Source organism: Bradyrhizobium sp. PMVTL-01, assembly GCF_051861855.1.
Classification (GTDB): Bacteria; Pseudomonadota; Alphaproteobacteria; order Rhizobiales; family Xanthobacteraceae; genus Bradyrhizobium.
In genome coordinates, this window is sequence record NZ_CP193982.1 from 2,392,416 (window position 1) to 2,411,041 (window position 18,626).

Genomic DNA, 18,626 nt, shown 5'->3' on the forward strand with positions numbered 1-18,626 from the left:
AGGTGGCTCGTCCGCAGTATGCGATGAGCGAGGGTTGCGCCGGGTGGGCCGGCACCGAGCCTCTCGCATAGGAGGACGAGCCGTGCGGCAGGATAGCAAAATCTACGTGGGACTGGATACGTCGAAGCTAAAGATCTCGGTAGCCGTGGCCGAGGCGGGACGCGATGGCGACGTGCGCTTCATCGGAGAGATCGATAGCGCGCCTGATGCGGTGGAGCGACTGGTTACGAAGTTCGCCAAAAGGCACCAGGACCTCGCCTTTTGCTACGAAGCCGGCCCGACCGGCTACGGTCTCCATCGTCAGATCACACGGCTTGGCTACGACTGCATCGTGGTTGCACCATCACTGATTCCAAAGCGGCCTGGAGAACGGGTCAAGACCAACCGCCGTGATGCGCTGACCCTGGCCAAGCTGCATCGTGCGGGAGAGCTGACCGCGGTCTGGGTACCGGATCCGGAGCACGAGGCGGTGCGAGAACTGGTGCGTGCCCGAGAAGCCGCGATGGAAGATCTGCGGCGGGCCCGTCAGCACTTGCAGTCCTTCCTGCTACGTCACGGCCGGGTCTTCACCGGCCGTCAAGCGTGGACCAAGGCGCATACACGATGGCTGTGCGAGCAACGCTTCGAGCATCCGGCGCAGTATCTCGTGCTGGCCGAGTATCGCCAAGCGATCGAGGCCGCCGAGATCAGGCTCAAGCGCCTGGACGAACAAGTTGCCGAGGCGGTGAGCTCATGGTCCATGGCTCCAGTGATCACAGCCTACCAGGCGCTACGCGGCGTCGCCTTCCTGACCGCGATCACCTTCGTCACCGAAATCGGCGACGTGCGCCGCTTCGACAGCCCGCGCCAATTGATGGCGTATCTCGGCCTGGTGCCTTGCGAAAACTCCACGGGGGAACGCATCCGGCGCGGCGGCATCACCAAAGCTGGTAATGGCCGGGCGCGCCGCGTGCTCATTGAGGGCGCCTGGACTTACCGTTTTCCCGCCCGGATGAGCCGCCTGCTGCAGGAGCGGCAGGCCGGCCTGACGAAAGCGGTGTGCGACATCGCCTGGAAAGCCCAAGTCAGACTCTGTGCTCGCTATCGCAAGCTGATGGCACGTGGCAAACGCCAGGCAGTCGTCACCGTGGCCATCGCCCGAGAACTGGCCGCCTTCCTCTGGGCTATCGGCCGAAAGGTGGAGCCGCACAGCGCAACCTGATCGCTTACCGAATTAGCCAACGCTTCCTTCCACCTCAACACAGGAGAACTCTCAGGAGCGACATCATTGTTGCGCATCGCTGGGGGCAGAGCCCCGGTTGGGGAACTCTCGCACCAATTGTGTGGCCGACATTGTCGATGCCCGCTGGCAGATCGAAGCAGCCCCGGACGAACAAACGGAAATGCGGTATCCAACCCGCGTATCAGAGTCTGCAAACCGTCGTCTCAGCGGCTCTGCCTCCTGCGCTGCGTAACAATCATCCAATTGGCAACTCCGGGATAAACGGAGATCGCACTCTTCATGCCAATAGCCCTGGACAACGAACATTAGAATTGGTGATCTTGCCCGCCGAGCCAGTGTACTGGCGCGCGACCGCGCACGAGGCCTTGCCCTGTTTCAAAAAGCCGGTCTCATCGATGACCAGGACCGCGTCCTCATCGCCAAGCGATTCCAGCGCGTACTCGCGCACAATGTCGCGCAGCGCGTCGGCGTCCCAATGCCCTCGGCCCAGAATCGCCTGCTGGCGCCACAGGCCTGGATCGCCAGCCGCCTCCGCCCGCATCCAACCCGTCTTGCGCGGTTCGTTGCCCAACAGTCCGTCGAGAAACTGCCACGCCGAGGCCGCGACCCGCTCCTGCGTAAACAGCGGACGGATGCGTTGCTTGGCATCTCGCAACGAGGAAGCCCACAGCGTCAGCGTATCTTCAACCGACGCACCACCAATCATCAGATCCCGAATCATGGTCACCCGCGTCCTGGCCTGGAGTGAGATGAAATGCGCAAGGTCTGCAGTCAGGGTCGCTCAGCGGGTGGATTTTCGTGGTCCGCCCGCCGCGCGAGCGGCCGATCGCTTGTTCATGCTTCCCCCTTTTCCGCCGCTCGCCGAGCGATGCGCTTTGATCGTGGTGGAGTCGATGGACAAAGTCACGCCGTCTTTGCCGCAGCGGGCGAGCGCTTCAAAGATCGCCCGCCAATGTCCGCGCTTGGCCCAGCGATTTCGAATCCCGCAGCCGAAAGCGCTTGCGTAAAGATACAAATCTTCGCTGCATCGGGGCGCGAAGCATGGCAGACTTGGGCCAATGAGTGATTTGCCTGATGAGCTGCCGAGCGATCCAGCCGAACTGCGTGACTTTGCCGCGGCTCTGCTGGATCGCTGCGCCAGGCGCAAGCGGTTGCTCAAGCTTGCAAAAGATGCGCAGTTCGGTCGGTCCTCGGAAAAGCTGGACGCTGATCAGCTGCAGCTTGTGCTGGAGGATATCGATCAGGCCGTCGCGGCCCTCGAAGCAGCCGAGGATCGCGCCATCCCAGAGTTTGCGAGAAGAGGACGGCCGAGCGCAGGGCCAACCGTGGTCAGCTGCCGGAGCATTTGCCGCGCATCATCGAAACCCTGATGCCCGCTGCAACTTGCTGCCCGTGCTGCGCAGGCGTCTTTTTCACGATGAGAGCCAGAGGCTGGACGTCGTACCGGCGCAGTATCGCGTCATCTCCGGCCCAAGCTGGCTTGCCGCGCTTGTCACGGCGTCGTCCTCCAGCACGCCGCGCCCGAGCGACTGATCAGGGGAGGATTGCCGACCGAGCGACTGGTCGCGCATTTGATCGATACCAAGTATCATTGGCATTTGCCGCTTTACCGCCAGGCACAAATGCTGGCGACCCACGGAATAGCGCTGGACCGTTCGACGCTCGCCTTCTGGGTCGGCTATGCCGCCCAGGAATTGAAGCCGTTGTGGCATCGTCTGCGCGAGCTTCTGCTCGCCTCCTCGAAGCTCTGTGTCGATGAGACCCCGGCGCCGGTGCTGGATCCGGGGCGCGGCAGGACCAAAACCGGCTACTTCTGGGCGCTGTCGCGCGATGACAGGCCCTGGGCCGGGCCTGATCCGCTTGGGGTGGTCTATGCCTATGCACCGGGCCGCGGCGCCGCTCATGGCTTGCGGCTGCTTGAGGGCTATCGCGGCATCATCCACTGCGACGGCTATCAGACTTACAAGACCATGACCCGAGAGACGCGTGCGGACGCCCTGTCCGGGACGCTCGCCTTCTGCTGGTCGCATCTGTGGCGCCAGTTTGTGAAGATCGAGCGGGAGGCTGCGCCGGCGCCAGCTCCGGTTGCCCGCGAGGCCCTCGAGCGCATCGCCCAGCTTTACGCGGTCGAAAGGTACTCCGCGGCCGGTCTGCGGACGAGCGCTATGCCGGCAGGCAGTCGCATGCCCGACCTCGCGCAGATCACGAAGGCGGTTAGCGCCATAGTGCCGCGATGGAGGTCGTTCTTCGACAGGCCGCCCACAGCGGGGCTCTCGCGATGCGTGCGAGAAACTTGCGGTGCGCTCCAACGGCCCAGACCGGGGCACCTTAGATCGATCCGCATAAGGACATTTGGCCCATCGCCCAGCGGGACTACAAGGCAGGTAAGCGGACGTTCATCCCGGAGGTTAAGCGCGACGCGGGATAGCCAAACGACCGCGAGGCCCTCAAAAGTAATGAATTTGAGAGCCTTCGCCTAACTCCCCGTTTTTCTCTTAGCCAAAGCCTTCATCTGTGCCGGAGTCACGCTGTATCGCAGATAGAACGACTTCCGCTTAGCGCCGGCGCCAACCTTTTTCTTCTTCGGCTTCGGCAGGTGCTTGGTCTTCGGCTTGAATTTGCGGCTGCGACCGCTGGGAGCAGTTTGAGTATGCCATCCCGTCGGCATTCGTTGGATCGTGGCCTCGATATGATCCTTTAGTTCCTTCGGCCGGCCCTTCAATATGTATCTACAGTCGATCTTCTCTGTGTAGGCATCGACGTCGCCCGAGTCGTGGACCGAGTACACGACGACTTGAAACGAGTTATGGCCGGTGGTCCGCGCGCGGCGTGCGGCCATGAGCCCGGGATATCGAAAGAATTCTGTGCCGAGCGAGGCTAGCGGCTGCGCAAGTGCAGGGGACACTGGAATGCTAAGATCAATCACCACGTACCTATAGCGGGTGCTCTCAAGGGCTGCCAAGGCGGATTGAAGATCCTCGGCATGCACCACATTGAACTTGCGGGCTTGAAAGTAATCCCTAAGCCATTCCGTGTTGAACGGCTCATCGTCGATTACTAAAACGGTGTCCAATTCATCTTCAAAAATCTTCATACGTATGCCCTTGGCAGGCGGATAGTGAAGATCGATTCGTTCGAACGCGTTGCGGCGTAGCTGATCGACCCATCGTAGACGCTCAGTATGAGGCGGCAGATATACAAGCCCAGCCCGGTGCCGCTCGCAATTAGCTTCTGCGCGTTTTCGCCTCGAAATCCTGCCTCAAATATCTTGTCCCACAGCTCCTTTGGTATCGGGTCCGACTGATTGATGACTTCGATAAGGAGATCACCCGACTTCTTCTGGATGTGGGTTCGCACGGTAATGTCCGACGACTGGTGGGCATACTTGACGCCATTGTCGAACAGGTTGATGAACACCTGGCGCAACAAGTCGGGATCGGCCTTGATCTTGTATTGAGTATCTCGGTCGACCATGTGGATCTTCATTTTCTTTTTGCGAGCCGTCTCCTGAAAGAAAAGAGCCGCCTGAATCAAAACCTGCGGAATTACGGTGATCTTGCCATGGTGACGCTCTCGATAGAGAACCGGATCGCGAGTATACTCTGCTAGGAAGGCGAGGTTGCGGATTAGCTCCACGCAATATTCTATTTGACCTCGCGAGGCTGCGATGCGTTGCTTTATGCTGCCCTGCGGGACGTCGCCTTTCACGATGTTGTCGAGCGTGCCGCACACCGCGTTGAGTGGGTTAACGACTTGATGCACGAAATTCGACATCAGTGTTAGGCTGAAAACCTGCTCGTCGGGGGCCGCCTTCTGCTCTGTCATTTTCTTACCGCGCCTTAAGGGTGATTTCTGTTTTGCTAAGCTGCCAGTCGATCATGCCAAAGGTGCTGACGAGACCGAACAGCGCATTCCCGCGCAGAGCATCGGTCGTGGCAACCGTGATAACGACAGCCTCTCCGTCGACCCGGCACTTAAGCTCCAGCAGGCTCAAAACGTTCTTTACGGTGGCCAGAGCCGCCCGAAGACTGGTGGAGTCGAAGTTTGCGGCGGGTAAAGGCGCAGGTTTGCACCAGTCATAGGTATCGCGGTCTGGCTTGAAGTGATCGTTGACAAATCGCCCATGCTTCCGCGAGTCTTCTATTCGGGCGGAGACCAGCTCCGTGAGTGCTGCAAGGAGCGTAATTCGGTCTACTGGTGTCTGCCCGAACGCTGCGGCCGCGTAGGTGGCCTGTGCCAGCTTCTTCAGTTCTTCGATAATCTTGGCAAAGTCGACGTGCAATGATTGCTGCGACTTTACCAGGCCGTACTTGACTGCCACCTGGCCATGAATGGTCAATAGTTGATCGAGATAATAGAACGGCCAAACGCGAATCTGAACGCCGCGTCGGTCGTTGTGGCGTTGAATCTCGTCCCGGCAGGGGACCGAGACATTCGCCGTGGTGACAAGCAGCAGGTAATCCGCCTGGTGATTGATAGCAACGGTCAGCTTCTCGTAGATCGTGGGCCAATCGACTGACTTGGCATATCGTTTGCATTCTATGTACCAGCGCTGTCGGTCAGTATGTCCGGAAAAATCGATGCTGACGACTTCGCCCTCCAAGTCGCGACCACCGTCTGCGCTCGGGGTTCGCCATCGCAGATTCTGGACACCTGATAGAAGCAAAATGTCATAGGTCAGATTCTCGAACTGCTCCGGATGCAGGCGCTTAAGACCAGCGACAAGGCTAGAATTGTTTCGTTTCGCCGCCATAACTCCGATGCTCGCTAGGTTTTTCACACGGCTGGAATCGATAGCCTGCGTAGCGGATGGTGCGCCTATGTCGCGCGCGGGTTGTTGCGGGGGCGGCGCCTCGACCATCATCTACGAAAGCAAGGATGCGAACGCACAACAGAAGCGGAGAATCTTCACGCGCCTCAGAAAGGCTCTTGGCGGTGATCCGGACTCCCGTGGCGCTGAAGGCCTCGTCGACGACGACTTTAACTTCAACTGAGCCAGCCCTGGACAAGCGCAAGGTCAGCTCCTGGCCTATCGCGACATTTCGGTGCGCTGCGGGATTTGATCGCTACCGGAGCATAGCGGACTCGCGACTCGTCAGCGCTGCCGATTTATGGGGTCACGGACTAGCCGGCGCTGACCGTAACAACAACGTGATTGCGACTATAGCAAGATCTTTATCTTGATTGATGCAATAAGAAGCGCATCGACGCCCAAATCCCGCGTTGAGGGGCCTGTCTTCGATGATTTTCAGCCAAGCGAATGAAGGCGTTTGCGCCGGCTCGGACTCAACGCGCGACATTCTTGCTTTTGCACCCTCGTAGTGAGCGATGCGATGATCGCGTCCAGGACATTTGTCGCATGATCAGGCGGCGATGTGCGTCTTTCTCGCCATGCATGATTGAAATCCCGAGAAGGCACGGGAGAGTGGAACGGATCAGGTCAACGCCTCGATAGCGGGTACGAGACGCTCACCCGCACCGGTACAATCAATCCTCTAGGGCAAGCTCGAATCCCACCTTTACGCGATCTGACCACGCTCGAGCCGTGCGGCGTGATAAATCCATACCGAAACGGCGTCTTGATTCAGGTTAGCCAGCTACGCGCCCGCTGAGGAGTGCGCGCCAAGGCGCCGTTTGTCTCTGACAGGCTTTTGGTCGACTTCGTCCTCCAGCTCGATAGCAGCCGCAGGAGCTTTTGCTAGCGGCGTTCCTGTTAGCCGTCGACGCCCCGACAGCTTCACGCGATGCTCATCGCGGACAGGAGCTCGGTGCCCGCGAGGACTGACCGCAGCAGAGCACGGCGGATGACAGACTTCTATAGCAGAACGGAGGAGCAATGCAGGCCTTGGCGCTGACGCGGTTCTTGCGGGCGGCGCAGGGCTGCATGAGATCAAGACATCAGTGCTAGTGGTCCATGATCAGAAGGGGCCGATACAGTCAACTCAGGTTCTATCTCTAAACGACGCTGATGCGAGTGATGGCGGCGCCAGTCCGCGTGCTGCTGCCCGTTGATCGTTTCGCCCCGGAAAGCGGCGCTTGCTCTGGGCCACAACAGCACCGTTACGGAACAGTTAGCAGTGAGGCTTGCACGAGCCTTGAACCAGCCCGGATGATCCGGCAGCAGCGCGTATTCTCGATCAAAAATCTCGCCCTTGATATTCTTCGATGAGGACCACGGCTCGTGCGTGGGTCCTCGGGTGGATCAGGATCGTTTAAGCTGGACCTAGCTCCCTCAATTGCTGCTGATGCCCAGCTTCATTTCGCAGTTTTGCGCCGAACAACCTGATCCGGTGCTTGCACCTGTTGTTGATTGTTGGCTCAATCTCAAGACGTGTTGCAACGTGGGCCGTTTTTTAGGGCACTTTTAGTCTCCTCGTCTCGAGCGCGATCCTCTCGGCAATCAGTCAACGAACCGATCTTTCGGCGTGACTAGTGGGTTTTGCGAGGAAAAAGCTCGTCCAAATCGGCAATGCTTGCAGTCAACGAGTCGGAGGTCGCCATGCATACCACGCTTGCCCATGTCGACCTGGCTGCTGATCAAAGCGCCGCTCTTCGTGGGGATGATGCCCGTCAAGTCCGTCCGGTGGCGCCAGCGAGAAGGAACAAGCTCATATGCGGAGGAAAGCAGCATCGCTGCGTCCCGGGTTGTTGCCACTCAAGATCTGGCAGGCGGTTCGCCGACACGCTGTGATGTTCGCTTCGCAACCAATGTCGGCAACCGAACAGGTCGTGCAGCTCCGACGGCTGAAACTTGCGATTCTTTAGCCGGCACGCAGCTTGCAGTGAGGGGGCGCGACATAGCGCAAGCCGCGCTATGTCATGCGCTTGCGTGCTTTCCGCTGCTTCTGCTTGACGCTCCGGGGCCCGCGAGCGTGGCCACTCGACCTCAGCCGGAGCAAATCCATGAAGGCATCACTCCTCGTCGCCGTGCTGATTTCGATTGCCTGCTTCATCTCCACGACGCTTTCACAGGAGCGAACGGATGCGGCGGTGACTGATGATCCATTCCTTTGGCTCGAGGAGATCGAAGGGCCAGGCGCAGTGGCTTGGGCTCGCGCCGAGAGCGAGAAGACGCTCCGGATGCTTCAGTCAGATCCTCGCTATCAGCGGTTCTACGAACAGGCGCTCAGCACCCTACAGGCTAAGAATCTGAGCGCAGATGTTCCATTGGAAGGGCGCGGTTTGGAGCAGTTCTGGCAAGAGGAGAACCAGGTGCGCGGCGTCTGGCGGCGCGCCACGCGTGAGAGAGATCGCAGCCAAGATCCAAAGTGGGAAACCATCCTCGACGTGGACGCCTTAGCCGTCGCCGAGAACAGAAATTGGGTCTATGAAGGTGCCAGCTGCCTTCCGCCTGAAGAGCGCCTCTGCCTGATTAGTCTTTCCGATGGCGGCAAGGATGCCGTGTCTATACGAGAGTTCGATCGCACCGCCAAGCCCTTCGTTGCGGACGGCTTTTATCTCCCAGAGGGCAAGCAGGAGGTCAGCTGGATCGATGGTGACACACTCCTTGTTGCCCGGGGCTGGGGCGAGGGGACTTTGACGCAAGCCGGCTATCCCTTTGTGGTAAAGGAGCTCAAACGCGCTCAGCCGCTCAGTGAGGCTCGCGAGATCTTTCGTGGCGAGCCCACCGACAGTGAGACGCAGCCCCTCGTGCTTCGTGACAGCGAGGGTCATATTCATGTGACCGGCGCGGTCCGCGCAATCAGCTCTTTCGAGTCCGAATATGTGGTCTTCGGCCCCGATGGGCCGGTCAAGCTCAATCTACCGAAGAAGGCCGAGATCGTCCCGCTCGCGTGCGGCCGCCTGCTTGTGAAACTTGACGAAGACTGGGCGCCGTCCGAGCACAACCGCTTCACGGCAGGCTCGGTGATCTCGTATGACCTCGACGAATGGAAGCCGGATCCGCTGCGCGCCAAAGCCTCGCTTGTCTTTCAACCTGGGCCCCGCCAGGCCCTGAGCGAGTTAACCGCCACAAAGAATTTTTTGATCCTGACGATTCTTGAGAACGTTCAGAGCAAAGCGTTCGTTTATAAGTACGATCAGGGAGCTTGGTCCGCGAGCCCGATACCGCTGCCGGAACATACAGGTGTCAGCCTGTCAGTTACCTACGATGAAGCGGACCGGGCCATGTTTACCGTCTCGAGCTATCTCGGACCAACGTCAGTCTGGTATTTTGATGCCGAAAGCAAAAGGCTTGAGGAATTGAAGAAGACGCCGTCTACTGCCTTCGATGCGTCCAACCATGTCGTGGAGCAGCTGGAAGCCACTTCGCGTGATGGCACGTCAATTCCCTATTTTCTGGTGCGGCCGAAGAACGCGAGGTTTGACGGCACGATCCCGACGCTTCTCTATGGCTATGGCGGTTTCCAGGAGTCGCTTCTGCCCTCTGATCTGGGACCGGAGGGCCGGCTATGGCTCGAACAGGGCAATGTTTATGTCGTTGCGAACCTGCGCGGGGGCGGCGAGTTTGGCCCTCTATGGCATCAAGCGGCCCAGGCGGCAACGAAGCAGACCACATGGGATGATTTCATTGCCGTCGCCGAGGACCTGATCCGCCGCAAGATCACGAGTCCACGCCGGCTAGGAGTCATTGGCGGGAGCCAGGGCGGCCTGCTCGTTGGCGCCGCAATCACCCAACGTCCCGAGCTCTTCAACGCGGCGATCATTGAGGTGCCGCTGCTTGACATGCTTCGATACACCAAACCGGGCGCGGGCGCCTACTGGATCGGCGAGTACGGTGACCCTGCCATTGCCGAGCAGCGTGCGTGGATCGAAGGCTACTCGCCCTACGAGAAGCTGTTGGCCGGCAAGACTTATCCCGCTCCCTTTATTCTTACCTCCACGAAGGACGACCACGTGCATCCAGCGCACGGCGGCAAGGCTGCCGCGAAGCTCGCCGCGCTGGGGCAGCCTTACTTCTATTACGAGAGCATCGACGGGGGACACCGCGCCGCCGCCAATATCATGCAACATGCGCGTCAACTGGCGCTTGAATACACCTATGCATCGAGGCGGCTTTGTTCTGAGTAAATTCGCTCGTCGGGGTGATCGAAGCAGACAAATAGGGACCATTGGCAATCTCAAGCGTCTTCACGTGCTCAGCTTAATTCATCGAAGCCAAGCGAGAGGCTGATGAGCCCCCGGCGGCGCGACGAAGTTCGTCAGATGCGCAAGTTACCGTTTCAACAAGATTCACCGTTGCCGAGCGGTTTGCTGGCTTCCTAATACAACATGACGAGCGGATAACTGCCAAATGCGATTCCTTCAGGGTTGTCTCGACAGACCCTGCTCATTCGACAGGGCGCGACCTGCGGTTGACATCCGAAGACGAAAGCCAGAGCGCAGCCCTGCGGGCGTCTTCGTGCTTGAGAAAGCATGTCAAATAGCTTCAATACAGGCATGCGCGGATTGATAATCCCGCTCCAGGCTGCGCAAAGGAGTTCACGACCGCCCTGTTGTTCAACGTCGATGAAAACCATCCGCCAGCTCTGGAGCGCTGGATGCTCGAGGCTCCTCAACTCCTCTGTAAGCCGGTGGCGAGCGACGATTGGAGCGAAGGTCGAATGTCATCTGGACGGAAGCGTTGAGGCGAGGCGTCGTCGCCGTCAGGCCCCTTTTGTCGCTTGCACAATGAGGCCGCAGCTAGACCACGCACTAGCAAAACGAGCATGTGACCAGCGCACGGCTGGGCGTCACTTGCCGACCATCTTGATGGCCGGGAGACTCTTCGCTAGATCACAACGGTTCACTATGGAGATGCCGCCGTGGCAATGGGTATTGTGAAATGGTTCAACCCGACCAAAGGTTATGGGTTCATCAGGCCTGAGGACGGAGGTCCCGATGTCTTCGTGCACATCGGTGCCGTCGAAAAGGCCGGTTACACCACTCTCGAAGAGGGGGCGCGGGTAAGTTATCAGCTCAAGGCCGGGCGTTCGGGTAAGATGTCAGCTGAGGATCTCCGGGTTGGCTGATCCGACTCGCCTCCGCAAACTGCTGTCTGCAAAGCGTGTTCTCGCACCCGTCCGGCGATGCCTTGTGACGGCGCGCCGGGCGTTTGGCCTTTCGACGGTCTCTTCCAGCCATACGGCTGTCTCTTGAGGCCTTCGACCTGATCACTGCTGTCAGAGTCACAGGAGTTGCGAGCCAAGTCGCAGCGTGGGCGTGGCAAGATATTCCTGCCGCCGGACACGAACAGCCCGAACCGGACGCTCGTGACCAACGCGCCGCGCAGTGCACGCCGCCGGGCTGGTGCTCGCCTGTCCAGGCGTGATGCATCTAGGGCATGAGGGTGCTCGCACAACCGGGTTCGTCCGTACTGGCCGGCTGCGCTGAGGCTACAGGTCTGTTTCTGCTACGCTGATGCCGTGAGCTTCGAGGGCCGGTGTAAACAAAACCGCATTGTCTCGTAACGAGGCAGCGCCGCCCAAGGCAGCTGCGACCCTTGTAGACCCAGTTCTTGTTCTCGGCGCGAGCGAGCGCGTCAAACTCTCCGACGGTGGCAAGGACGCCGTGTCCATACGCGAGTTCGACAGCGAAAGCCAAAAGCTTTGTTGCAGGTGGATTCCAGCTGCCCGAGGGCAAGCAGAGCGTCAGCTGGACTGGCGATGCGGCGCGGCAAGTTTATAGTTTTTCAAGGACCGGCAATCTACTTTAGAGGTGTACTGCACCGAATTGGATGCGGGTGCTATCGACGCTTTTAACGCTTTGGTGCTTCCAAGCGTTGACGACGGAGCAAGCAGATCTATGATGTCTCTCCGTTTTCAAACATTTTAGTGAGTCGTATTATGTCACATGCGATGGAGTTGATTGTAGAGGGCTTTATTCGATTGAAGGACCGTCAGTCCCTTGAGGATCTAATGATGCATCGACGTCGGTTGGCGATGGATTTGAAGGCGGGGACGGGTTTCGACTGCAAGGCAACAATAGCTCAGATCGATCAGGACATCTCCATCATTGGAGCTGGATTGAGTGCTCTTTCCAATCCGGTATTAGGAGAGGAAGGCCTGCCGAAGATCCGGGCTGGGCAATCGCAAAAGACTTTCTGAGTCGGGGCGTCTGTAGCACAGCCTTTCAAGAAAATGACGGCCTGTACCATGCTTGATGCCAGGCAGGAATGTGATTCCCACCCTGGCGTCGAGGTGATCACCGGACAGCGCCCGGCGACACGAGCGGTCCTGCTCGCGGCCGCGGCATCAGCCAGGCAAGTAGCGACTCGCATTCTGGCGGCGGTGCATAGATGCCGGCGATGTCGAAGAAAACGGCACCGGAGATTATTGCCATCGTGGAAAGAGGATTATGACCGGGCCCTCGAGACGGTGAGGTGAAGCCTCTTTCCGTCCTCCAGAAGAACAGATAGTAGCGGGCAGTCGCTGGTGGTCTTACTGAGGGCAACCGCGGCCTTGCGCTGCCCGATGGAGTAGTGCCTCAGGAGGGCTTCCGTGAAGTCCTCCGCAAGGATTTCCAGCGGGTCTGAAAGCATGGTGGTTGCCACGGCTTTGATTCCCTAAGCTTTTGCGGCGCACTTTCCTGAGATTTGGACGATTTCCTGCATCGCATAGGAATTTCGCGGCAGAATTCACCTCAGGCCGGAGCTGATCATCCGATACGATCGAGTAGACGCCCACATCCTATAGATTGGGCAAAAGAACAGCCGCCTAACTTCCGAGGTGCTCGGTGAAATGGCCGGGCTTTCTGCTACCGCCCTGTCAATGACGACTGAAGAGGCTCGCTCAGAGAGCATCATCAAAGCGGACGTCTCAATCGTCTCGCCGAAGGCGGTCGGAAGACCTATTCAAGTGCTTGTGCTGGTCACCCTGAAGCGGGAGCGCGCATCCCTTGCGAAATCGATCCTATCTGCCCTTGCTACATGATGCGTTCGGGCGGCGGCAGTCCTAGACGCGAGATCTTGCCGGATCGGCTTGCATGACCAAGTGCTCACCCACAAGGATTTCGTGTCCAACTTCTGACATCGGACAAAGTCCGTCAGGTTCAAAACACCGGCTGCGTTTGGGCCGTCTTGGGTTTTCAAGGCGTAGTCAGGCGTTTGACGCGTGCGAACCGAGATGGCACGCCTTTTGCTGTTGGGATGCAGAAACACGGAGTGAGGGCTGAGCGCACACCACATGCGCAAAACGCGTGATGCTCTCTAACCCGTGTGCTCCGTTTGAGAGAAACAGCGGTCGCGCAACGAGTGGCAATGGTTTTGGAGAGCAACATGGTGCTGCGCATGGAGTCCCCAGCTCCTCCGATCAAGGTGGAGAACTGGCTGCGCGGCGAGCCCCTCACGAGCTTCCAGCCCGGGAAGGTGTACATCGTCGAATTTTGGGCAACTTGGTGCGGACCATGTACGGAAGTCATGCCTCATCTAGTCGAGCTGCAAGAGAAATACAAAGATAGCGGACTTGAGCTGCTCGGCGTCGCAGCTTGCGAAAAAGCTCCAACGGCGGACGAGGCCCGAACAACGTTGGACGCGTGGTTGACCGACAAGTTCTCGAACCTGAACTATCGGATCGGGTTCGACTCCACAGGCGAAATGAACAAGCTTTGGATGGACTCCAGCTTTTCTGTCGGGATTCCCACCTCGTTCGTCGTTGACCGTGACGGCCACATCGCCTTTATCGGTCATCCGATGCAGCTCGATGACGTCTTGCCGAAAGTTCTTAACGGCAGTTGGCGGACCAGCGATGAAGCTAAAGCCGCCGATACAGAGCGGATCGACAGCGGACGACGCGAAATGCGCGAAATGAAGCGCAAGCGGGCGCTGACTGAGCCGATTCTCGCCAAGCTTTCACCGGCGATGGAGGCGGAGGATTGGGCAAAGGCGCTTTCGGCGGTTGAAGAGGCCGTCGCGGTGATGCCGGACGATCTCCGCTTCCGTGCGCTCCATGCGGAACTGTTGCTTCACAAACTGCGCAACTTGCAGACCGGCTTGCCGGTTTTGAGGCAATTCGCTCGCGACGCGATCGACAAAAACGATGAGCAGTGGATGGAGTGGGCGCTGCGCCAACTCTTTGATCCGGCGAATGACAACTCCCACTTCCCGTCTGCCGAGCGCCTCGCGATGGGCAAAGAGTTGTCCGAACACATTCTTGCGCTGAATCCTCCGCAAGGGGACGGTGACTTCAAGTACCTGTCTTATGGGACGGTCGCTCAGTATTATTATGAGAGCGGCAACAAGGATCGCGCGATCGAATTGATCGAAGTGGCGTTGAACTCGCTAGGAGGTCCTGAGCCTATCCCCGACGAACTGAAAAAGGACGTCATGTCGGCGTTGGTCGAAGCGCTGGCTAACTACAAGGGTGAGAAGGCTTGCTATGGGACTGTTTGTGCAACTCCGCAAGACGGGTTTCCAAGAGCGTCAAAGCGCAGGCAACGGAGCAAACAACAAAAAGAAGGATGATAGTCGGAATTGCTCGCTTGACATCATCCATTTCTCCGGCTGCCAGTGACAAGTCTGACGGTTTACACGCAAATGCTAACGACGCCTCCGGCATTAAAATGCACGCGCGCACAGCCATCGGGGAGGCCGGAGTTAGGCGGGCATCGCCACGCTTCTGCAGACAGGCGAAGGAATGTTGTCAATCCGCCGTACGCTCACCGCCATCCCGATGCAGAACGCAAGCATGAAAAGGGCAATTGCGAGTTGGAAGGCAATCTGATGGGCGGCAACGGCTGTGGTGCTGATCACACCCCTCGGAAGCGTCACCGCGGAAAAAGGCCCGAAAAACGGCACCGAAACCGTCGTCCCGGGTCGCGGAACGGGCGACACCGTATGACGAACGAAATCCCGGCAACGAAAGTCGCACTGTTCACAAGACTGGTCGCAAGGCCGGCTCCGAACAAGTGCGACAAGCCGAGTTGGCCTGATCAACCAAGTGCGTTGGTCGGGATGGCGGCGAGAGTGATCTACAAGGCTAGCGTCGGGCAATTGACCGCCGCCATGAAACTGCGGATCGCCAGGAACCACAATGTCGGCAAGATGCCCCAGGCCAGCCCGAACAGATATTGTTGAGCTAGTCGAGCGATGGCTGGTTCGTGGCCGAGCGCAAGCACGATTTGCTCGCCATGCCCCGGCAAAAACCATAATCGGCAATGCAGCCCATAGCCCATGCGCAGCGACCGCGCCACATGCTTGCGCCGCGCGCGGGTCCAGCATCGAGATCACAATCACCACACGGACCTGTGTTGTCTTGAGGGCATTCTCAAATTCGGCAAATTCTGGTTCACGAGATCCGAGTGAACTCAAGCACGGAATCGACATTGCGTGAGAAGAACGCGACTGGAGCGGACGGGCGCTCCCCCTGTTTATCGAATGTCTGCTCACCTCACGATAATTATGCGTCGAACGCTGGAATTCTTCATCGCCTGCTTCAGCCGGGCGCGCCACGATCTCGGCCAATGGCGAGCATATGCGGACAAACGCCGGGGGGGCGCATCGGGCTCTCGCCTTGGATCTTCGCGGTTCATGACAAACCGCCTGCACGATTTTGTCGGACCCGTTCGCTACGACCTCGACGAGGTCTGCGCCGATATGGCCATGTATCGAGAAGGCGACCTTGTATTGTCGGCTGCGCAAAGCCACCCCATTTTTTGTCAGACAGCAACATCGGGATTGCGTCCTGGATCAGTTGGCGCTTGGTCATAGCTTCTTCATTGATCTGAAACTGCCTGGCTCGAAGCATCCGGCCTTTCAGACGAAGCGGAAGTGCGGCGGCAATCATCGGCACGCTCGGATCACCTAGCGCCTCATGTTTTGACGCGGTTCTCGCCGCAGCGAGCCGTCTCCTACATCCCCCATCCGCTGCCAGTTCGTGAGTCCACAAGATCGCCGAGATCGTTGTGGGGCCGGCAGCGCGGCTCGACACCGAGCGGACGATAGAGACCATGCGTTCGACGGGGATTAGCGCGGATTTCCCGTGGGCCCGTCGTCGATCTCCTTTTCAATGAACCCAGTTGCGCCAGAGAGTTCCCGATCGGTAACTTTCTGGACCGCTCAGCCCTCGGTTTGAGGTAATGTTCCCGTTCGGTAACTTTTATCCTTCTTTGGAATAGTAAAGAAAAGTTCCCGTTCGGTAACTTTCCTGTGGACATTTGCTGTTTCAACCCATTAAGTTCCCGCTCGGTAACTTACGACGAGAGAGCTATGAACACGCCTCCAAAACGCACTCCCCCCTCGGGCGGAAACGAGGCTCCTGGCGAGACCGGTGTCGCACGCCAAGCGGCCGAGTTCGCTGCAGCATTCGGTCGCCTCATCCAGGAAGAACGCAAACGCCAGGGCCTCCGGCAGGACGAGCTGGCCATGGTGAGCGGGACAGGAAAGCGCTTCATCGTCGACCTTGAGGCCGGAAAAAGCACCTGTCAGCTCGGGCGCAGCCTACACGTGGCAAACGTGCTCGGGCTGCGCATCGAGGATGTTCTCAAGGATGCGCAAGCCCGCCGCGCGAACACTTCCGAGACACCGGACATTCCCGACAGCGACGAGGAGGAGCCTCATGGACCGTCTTCCGGTCTACTTTGAGACGCGAGAGGTCGGCTGGATCACGGCCGCCGACGAAGCGTCAGGCTTCACCTATGCCGAATCCTGGCGCGGGCTGACCGGCGCCTTCCCTGTGTCGCTCACCATGCCGCTCTCGCGGGCGTCGCATGATGCCTCGGCAATTCTAGTATGGGCGGCAAATCTGCTGCCGGAAAACGCAACTCTCGGGACCGTAGGTCATATGCTCGGCAAGTCGCCGGCCGATGTCATCGGTCTTCTTGCCGAGATGGGCCGCGACACCGCCGGCGCGCTCTCCGTCGGACAACCTGGCACCGGGCTGATCGCCGGCAAATGGCGGGAGATCCCCGACAAGGCCTCCCTCGAGCGCATCCTCAATGAGCTACCCCACAAGCCCTTCCTCGTCGGCGAAGATGGCGTGTCGATGTCGCTTGCCGGTGTGCAGACGAAGCTCGCCGTCGCTCTGGATGGCGACACCCTGTACATACCGATCGACGGCGCGCCATCGACCCACATCATCAAGCCCGATGGCGAGCGCTTGCCTGGCGCCGTTCAGAACGAGGCATTCTGCCTCACGCTCGCGCGCATGATCGGAATCCCGACGCCGAAGGTGACGACCGGGACGGCAGGCGAACGTAGCTACCTGCTGGTTGAGCGCTATGATCGCCGTCATGACGGCAAGAGGTGGCGGCGGCTGCATCAGGAGGACTTCTGCCAGGCCCTGGGCCGACCGCCAGCTGCCAAGTACCAGAACAACGATAGAGGACTAAAAGGACCATCATTGGCCGACATGGTCGGCGTGACCCAGCGCCACATGACAGCACAGGAGACCGCCCGCTTCGTCGACCTTGCCATCTTCAATCCGATGGTTTGGAATACGGATTCCCACGCCAAAAATTATTCGCTGATGCTATCGGCGCGCGGCGCCGCCATGGCGCCAGGCTACGACATCGTCTGTGCGGCGCCATATCCGAAGATCACCCGCAACATGGCGCAGAAGATCGGCGGGCAGAAGCAGGCCGACCAGCTCGGACGCAACCACTGGGAGCGATTCGCCATCGACTGCAAGCTCTCTCCAAGGCAGACGATCCGGCGCGTCTCCGAGATTGCTCAGGCCGTGACGCACCATGCAATGGTGGCTAAGGCCGAGGTCGAAGCCATGCCTGCCGGCGGCGATCCCGTCCTGGACACGGTAGTCGAGGCGGTGATTTCGCGCGCACGCGGCTACCTAGAGCGCCTGAAACAAGCGGAGCCAGCGCCGGAAGGCGCAGCAGCCCCATCGCCCTAGGAATAGGCGCATGTGGCGACAAAGCCGAGCTCGCCTGCCTCACCGCCGGAAAACGTGGCTGCACATCTGCGCTCAAGGCTTCCGGGGGCTTCCGCACAAGTTACGATCATCGCACTCAAGGCGCTGCTCGAAGACGACGACAAGGATTTCATCCAGTAGCCCCCGATCTTCCGCATGGCTTATGTACTAGGCGCGGCCCGGCGGATAGCAAGATGTCTGCTCCCGGCACGATATCCGCGACGTGGCGTGTGAAACCGCAAACGGCGGTTAATCGCAAGGCCATGATGCGTGCCGATCGAGTGGCAGAGCGCCCAGGCTACGGCGAGCTTCGTGCTGATGTCGTGGCCTTCTTCGCCATCAAGGAGACGAACTCGGCAAGCCGCCGCGCCTCATGCGGGTCGTTGTCTCCAACTCTTGCCTCCAAATCCGTTGTCTCCAAAACTTGGCCCCCTCGCGTTTGCGAATCGCGGAGTCATTGGACGCGTACCAGCCGCGGCAGGGTCAATGTGCGTGTCTTTGGATTTCTACCTTCGTCAAAGATGCCGCTTAGGTCATGGCTCTCGCTTCGGAGCAATTGGCCGATCTCTGACAAAGTCGCGCCGGACCGGAGAAGGTCGTTAGCA

General features: G+C 59.2%; 12 protein-coding genes and 3 pseudogenes. 8 read left to right on the forward strand and 7 right to left on the reverse strand.

The window, feature by feature from the left end; genetic code table 11:
• Window positions 1-82 precede the first annotated feature (82 nt).
• Window positions 83-1,201 (forward strand): IS110 family transposase, encoded by a 1,119-nt coding sequence (locus ACRQ5Q_RS10855; RefSeq protein ID WP_439397640.1) that lies wholly within the window; start codon window positions 83-85, stop codon window positions 1,199-1,201.
• A 322-nt stretch (window positions 1,202-1,523) separates the two neighbouring features.
• Here ACRQ5Q_RS10855 and ACRQ5Q_RS10860 read toward each other — a convergent pair.
• Window positions 1,524-1,943: pseudogene (locus ACRQ5Q_RS10860) on the reverse strand (transposase); the annotation flags it as partial.
• A gap of 7 nt (window positions 1,944-1,950) precedes the next feature.
• Window positions 1,951-2,195 (reverse strand): annotated as a pseudogene (locus tag ACRQ5Q_RS10865) (IS5/IS1182 family transposase); the annotation flags it as partial.
• 85 nt (window positions 2,196-2,280) lie between these two features.
• Here ACRQ5Q_RS10865 and tnpC point away from each other — a divergent pair.
• Window positions 2,281-3,422, forward strand: a pseudogene (gene tnpC, locus ACRQ5Q_RS10870) (IS66 family transposase); the annotation flags it as partial.
• A gap of 276 nt (window positions 3,423-3,698) precedes the next feature.
• On the opposite strand, the gene ACRQ5Q_RS10875 reads toward tnpC, so the two are convergent.
• From ACRQ5Q_RS10875 to ACRQ5Q_RS10885, 3 genes are read right to left on the reverse strand one after another with little or no spacing between them, the layout of a single operon-like run.
• Window positions 3,699-4,316 (reverse strand): response regulator, encoded by a 618-nt coding sequence (locus tag ACRQ5Q_RS10875; protein ID WP_439397642.1) that lies wholly within the window; start codon window positions 4,314-4,316, stop codon window positions 3,699-3,701.
• On the reverse strand, window positions 4,313-5,047 hold the full coding sequence (locus ACRQ5Q_RS10880) for a sensor histidine kinase (protein WP_439397643.1): 735 nt from the start codon (window positions 5,045-5,047) through the stop codon (window positions 4,313-4,315). The genes ACRQ5Q_RS10875 and ACRQ5Q_RS10880 overlap by 4 nt, the downstream gene beginning before the upstream one ends.
• A 4-nt stretch (window positions 5,048-5,051) precedes the next feature.
• On the reverse strand, window positions 5,052-6,086 hold the full coding sequence (locus ACRQ5Q_RS10885; RefSeq protein WP_439397645.1) for a restriction endonuclease: 1,035 nt from the start codon (window positions 6,084-6,086) through the stop codon (window positions 5,052-5,054).
• 2,039 nt (window positions 6,087-8,125) lie between these two features.
• On the opposite strand from ACRQ5Q_RS10885, the gene ACRQ5Q_RS10890 reads away from it, so the two are divergent.
• The 3 genes from ACRQ5Q_RS10890 (at window position 8,126) to ACRQ5Q_RS10900 (ending at window position 12,267) form a co-directional block, all read left to right on the forward strand.
• Window positions 8,126-10,252, forward strand: coding sequence for a prolyl oligopeptidase family serine peptidase (locus ACRQ5Q_RS10890; protein ID WP_439397646.1), 2,127 nt, complete (start codon window positions 8,126-8,128; stop codon window positions 10,250-10,252).
• 734 nt (window positions 10,253-10,986) lie between these two features.
• Window positions 10,987-11,193, forward strand: coding sequence for a cold-shock protein (locus tag ACRQ5Q_RS10895; RefSeq protein WP_271610760.1), 207 nt, complete (start codon window positions 10,987-10,989; stop codon window positions 11,191-11,193).
• Between the two features lie 813 nt (window positions 11,194-12,006).
• A complete protein-coding gene (locus ACRQ5Q_RS10900; RefSeq protein ID WP_271610761.1) occupies window positions 12,007-12,267 on the forward strand; it encodes a hypothetical protein in 261 nt (86 codons plus the stop codon).
• Window positions 12,268-12,515: 248 nt separating this feature from the next.
• Here ACRQ5Q_RS10900 and ACRQ5Q_RS10905 read toward each other — a convergent pair whose 3' ends face one another.
• Window positions 12,516-12,713: a hypothetical protein gene (locus ACRQ5Q_RS10905; protein WP_439397649.1), complete on the reverse strand. Its 198-nt coding sequence runs from the start codon at window positions 12,711-12,713 to the stop codon at window positions 12,516-12,518.
• A gap of 723 nt (window positions 12,714-13,436) precedes the next feature.
• Here ACRQ5Q_RS10905 and ACRQ5Q_RS10910 point away from each other — a divergent pair.
• Window positions 13,437-14,621, forward strand: coding sequence for a redoxin domain-containing protein (locus tag ACRQ5Q_RS10910; RefSeq protein ID WP_439397651.1), 1,185 nt, complete (start codon window positions 13,437-13,439; stop codon window positions 14,619-14,621).
• Between the two features lie 506 nt (window positions 14,622-15,127).
• Here the strand turns inward: ACRQ5Q_RS10910 and ACRQ5Q_RS10915 are convergent.
• The gene (locus tag ACRQ5Q_RS10915; protein WP_439397652.1) at window positions 15,128-15,349 is read right to left on the reverse strand and encodes a hypothetical protein; all 222 of its coding nucleotides are present in this window, start codon (window positions 15,347-15,349) and stop codon (window positions 15,128-15,130) included.
• Window positions 15,350-16,364: 1,015 nt separating this feature from the next.
• Between ACRQ5Q_RS10915 and ACRQ5Q_RS10920 the strand changes: the two genes are divergently transcribed.
• Together ACRQ5Q_RS10920 and ACRQ5Q_RS10925 are read left to right on the forward strand one after the other, a co-directional pair.
• Complete coding sequence (locus tag ACRQ5Q_RS10920) at window positions 16,365-16,739, forward strand: helix-turn-helix domain-containing protein (protein ID WP_439397653.1); 375 nt, start codon at window positions 16,365-16,367, stop codon at window positions 16,737-16,739.
• On the forward strand, window positions 16,714-18,003 hold the full coding sequence (locus tag ACRQ5Q_RS10925; protein ID WP_439397656.1) for a type II toxin-antitoxin system HipA family toxin: 1,290 nt from the start codon (window positions 16,714-16,716) through the stop codon (window positions 18,001-18,003). Before ACRQ5Q_RS10920 ends, ACRQ5Q_RS10925 begins: the two co-directional genes overlap by 26 nt.
• Window positions 18,004-18,626: the final 623 nt, after the last annotated feature.

Bases quoted from the DNA above. Each gene is read 5' to 3' on its own strand.
- ACRQ5Q_RS10875 (WP_439397642.1), bottom strand. From the start codon at position 4,316: ATGAAGATTTTTGAAGATGAATTGGACACCGTTTTAGTAATCGACGAT.
- ACRQ5Q_RS10880 (WP_439397643.1), bottom strand. From the start codon at position 5,047: ATGACAGAGCAGAAGGCGGCCCCCGACGAGCAGGTTTTCAGCCTAACA.
- ACRQ5Q_RS10885 (WP_439397645.1), bottom strand. From the start codon at position 6,086: ATGATGGTCGAGGCGCCGCCCCCGCAACAACCCGCGCGCGACATAGGC.
- ACRQ5Q_RS10890 (WP_439397646.1), top strand. From the start codon at position 8,126: ATGAAGGCATCACTCCTCGTCGCCGTGCTGATTTCGATTGCCTGCTTC.
- ACRQ5Q_RS10900 (WP_271610761.1), top strand. From the start codon at position 12,007: ATGTCACATGCGATGGAGTTGATTGTAGAGGGCTTTATTCGATTGAAG.
- ACRQ5Q_RS10910 (WP_439397651.1), top strand. From the start codon at position 13,437: ATGGTGCTGCGCATGGAGTCCCCAGCTCCTCCGATCAAGGTGGAGAAC.
- ACRQ5Q_RS10920 (WP_439397653.1), top strand. From the start codon at position 16,365: ATGAACACGCCTCCAAAACGCACTCCCCCCTCGGGCGGAAACGAGGCT.
- ACRQ5Q_RS10925 (WP_439397656.1), top strand. From the start codon at position 16,714: ATGGACCGTCTTCCGGTCTACTTTGAGACGCGAGAGGTCGGCTGGATC.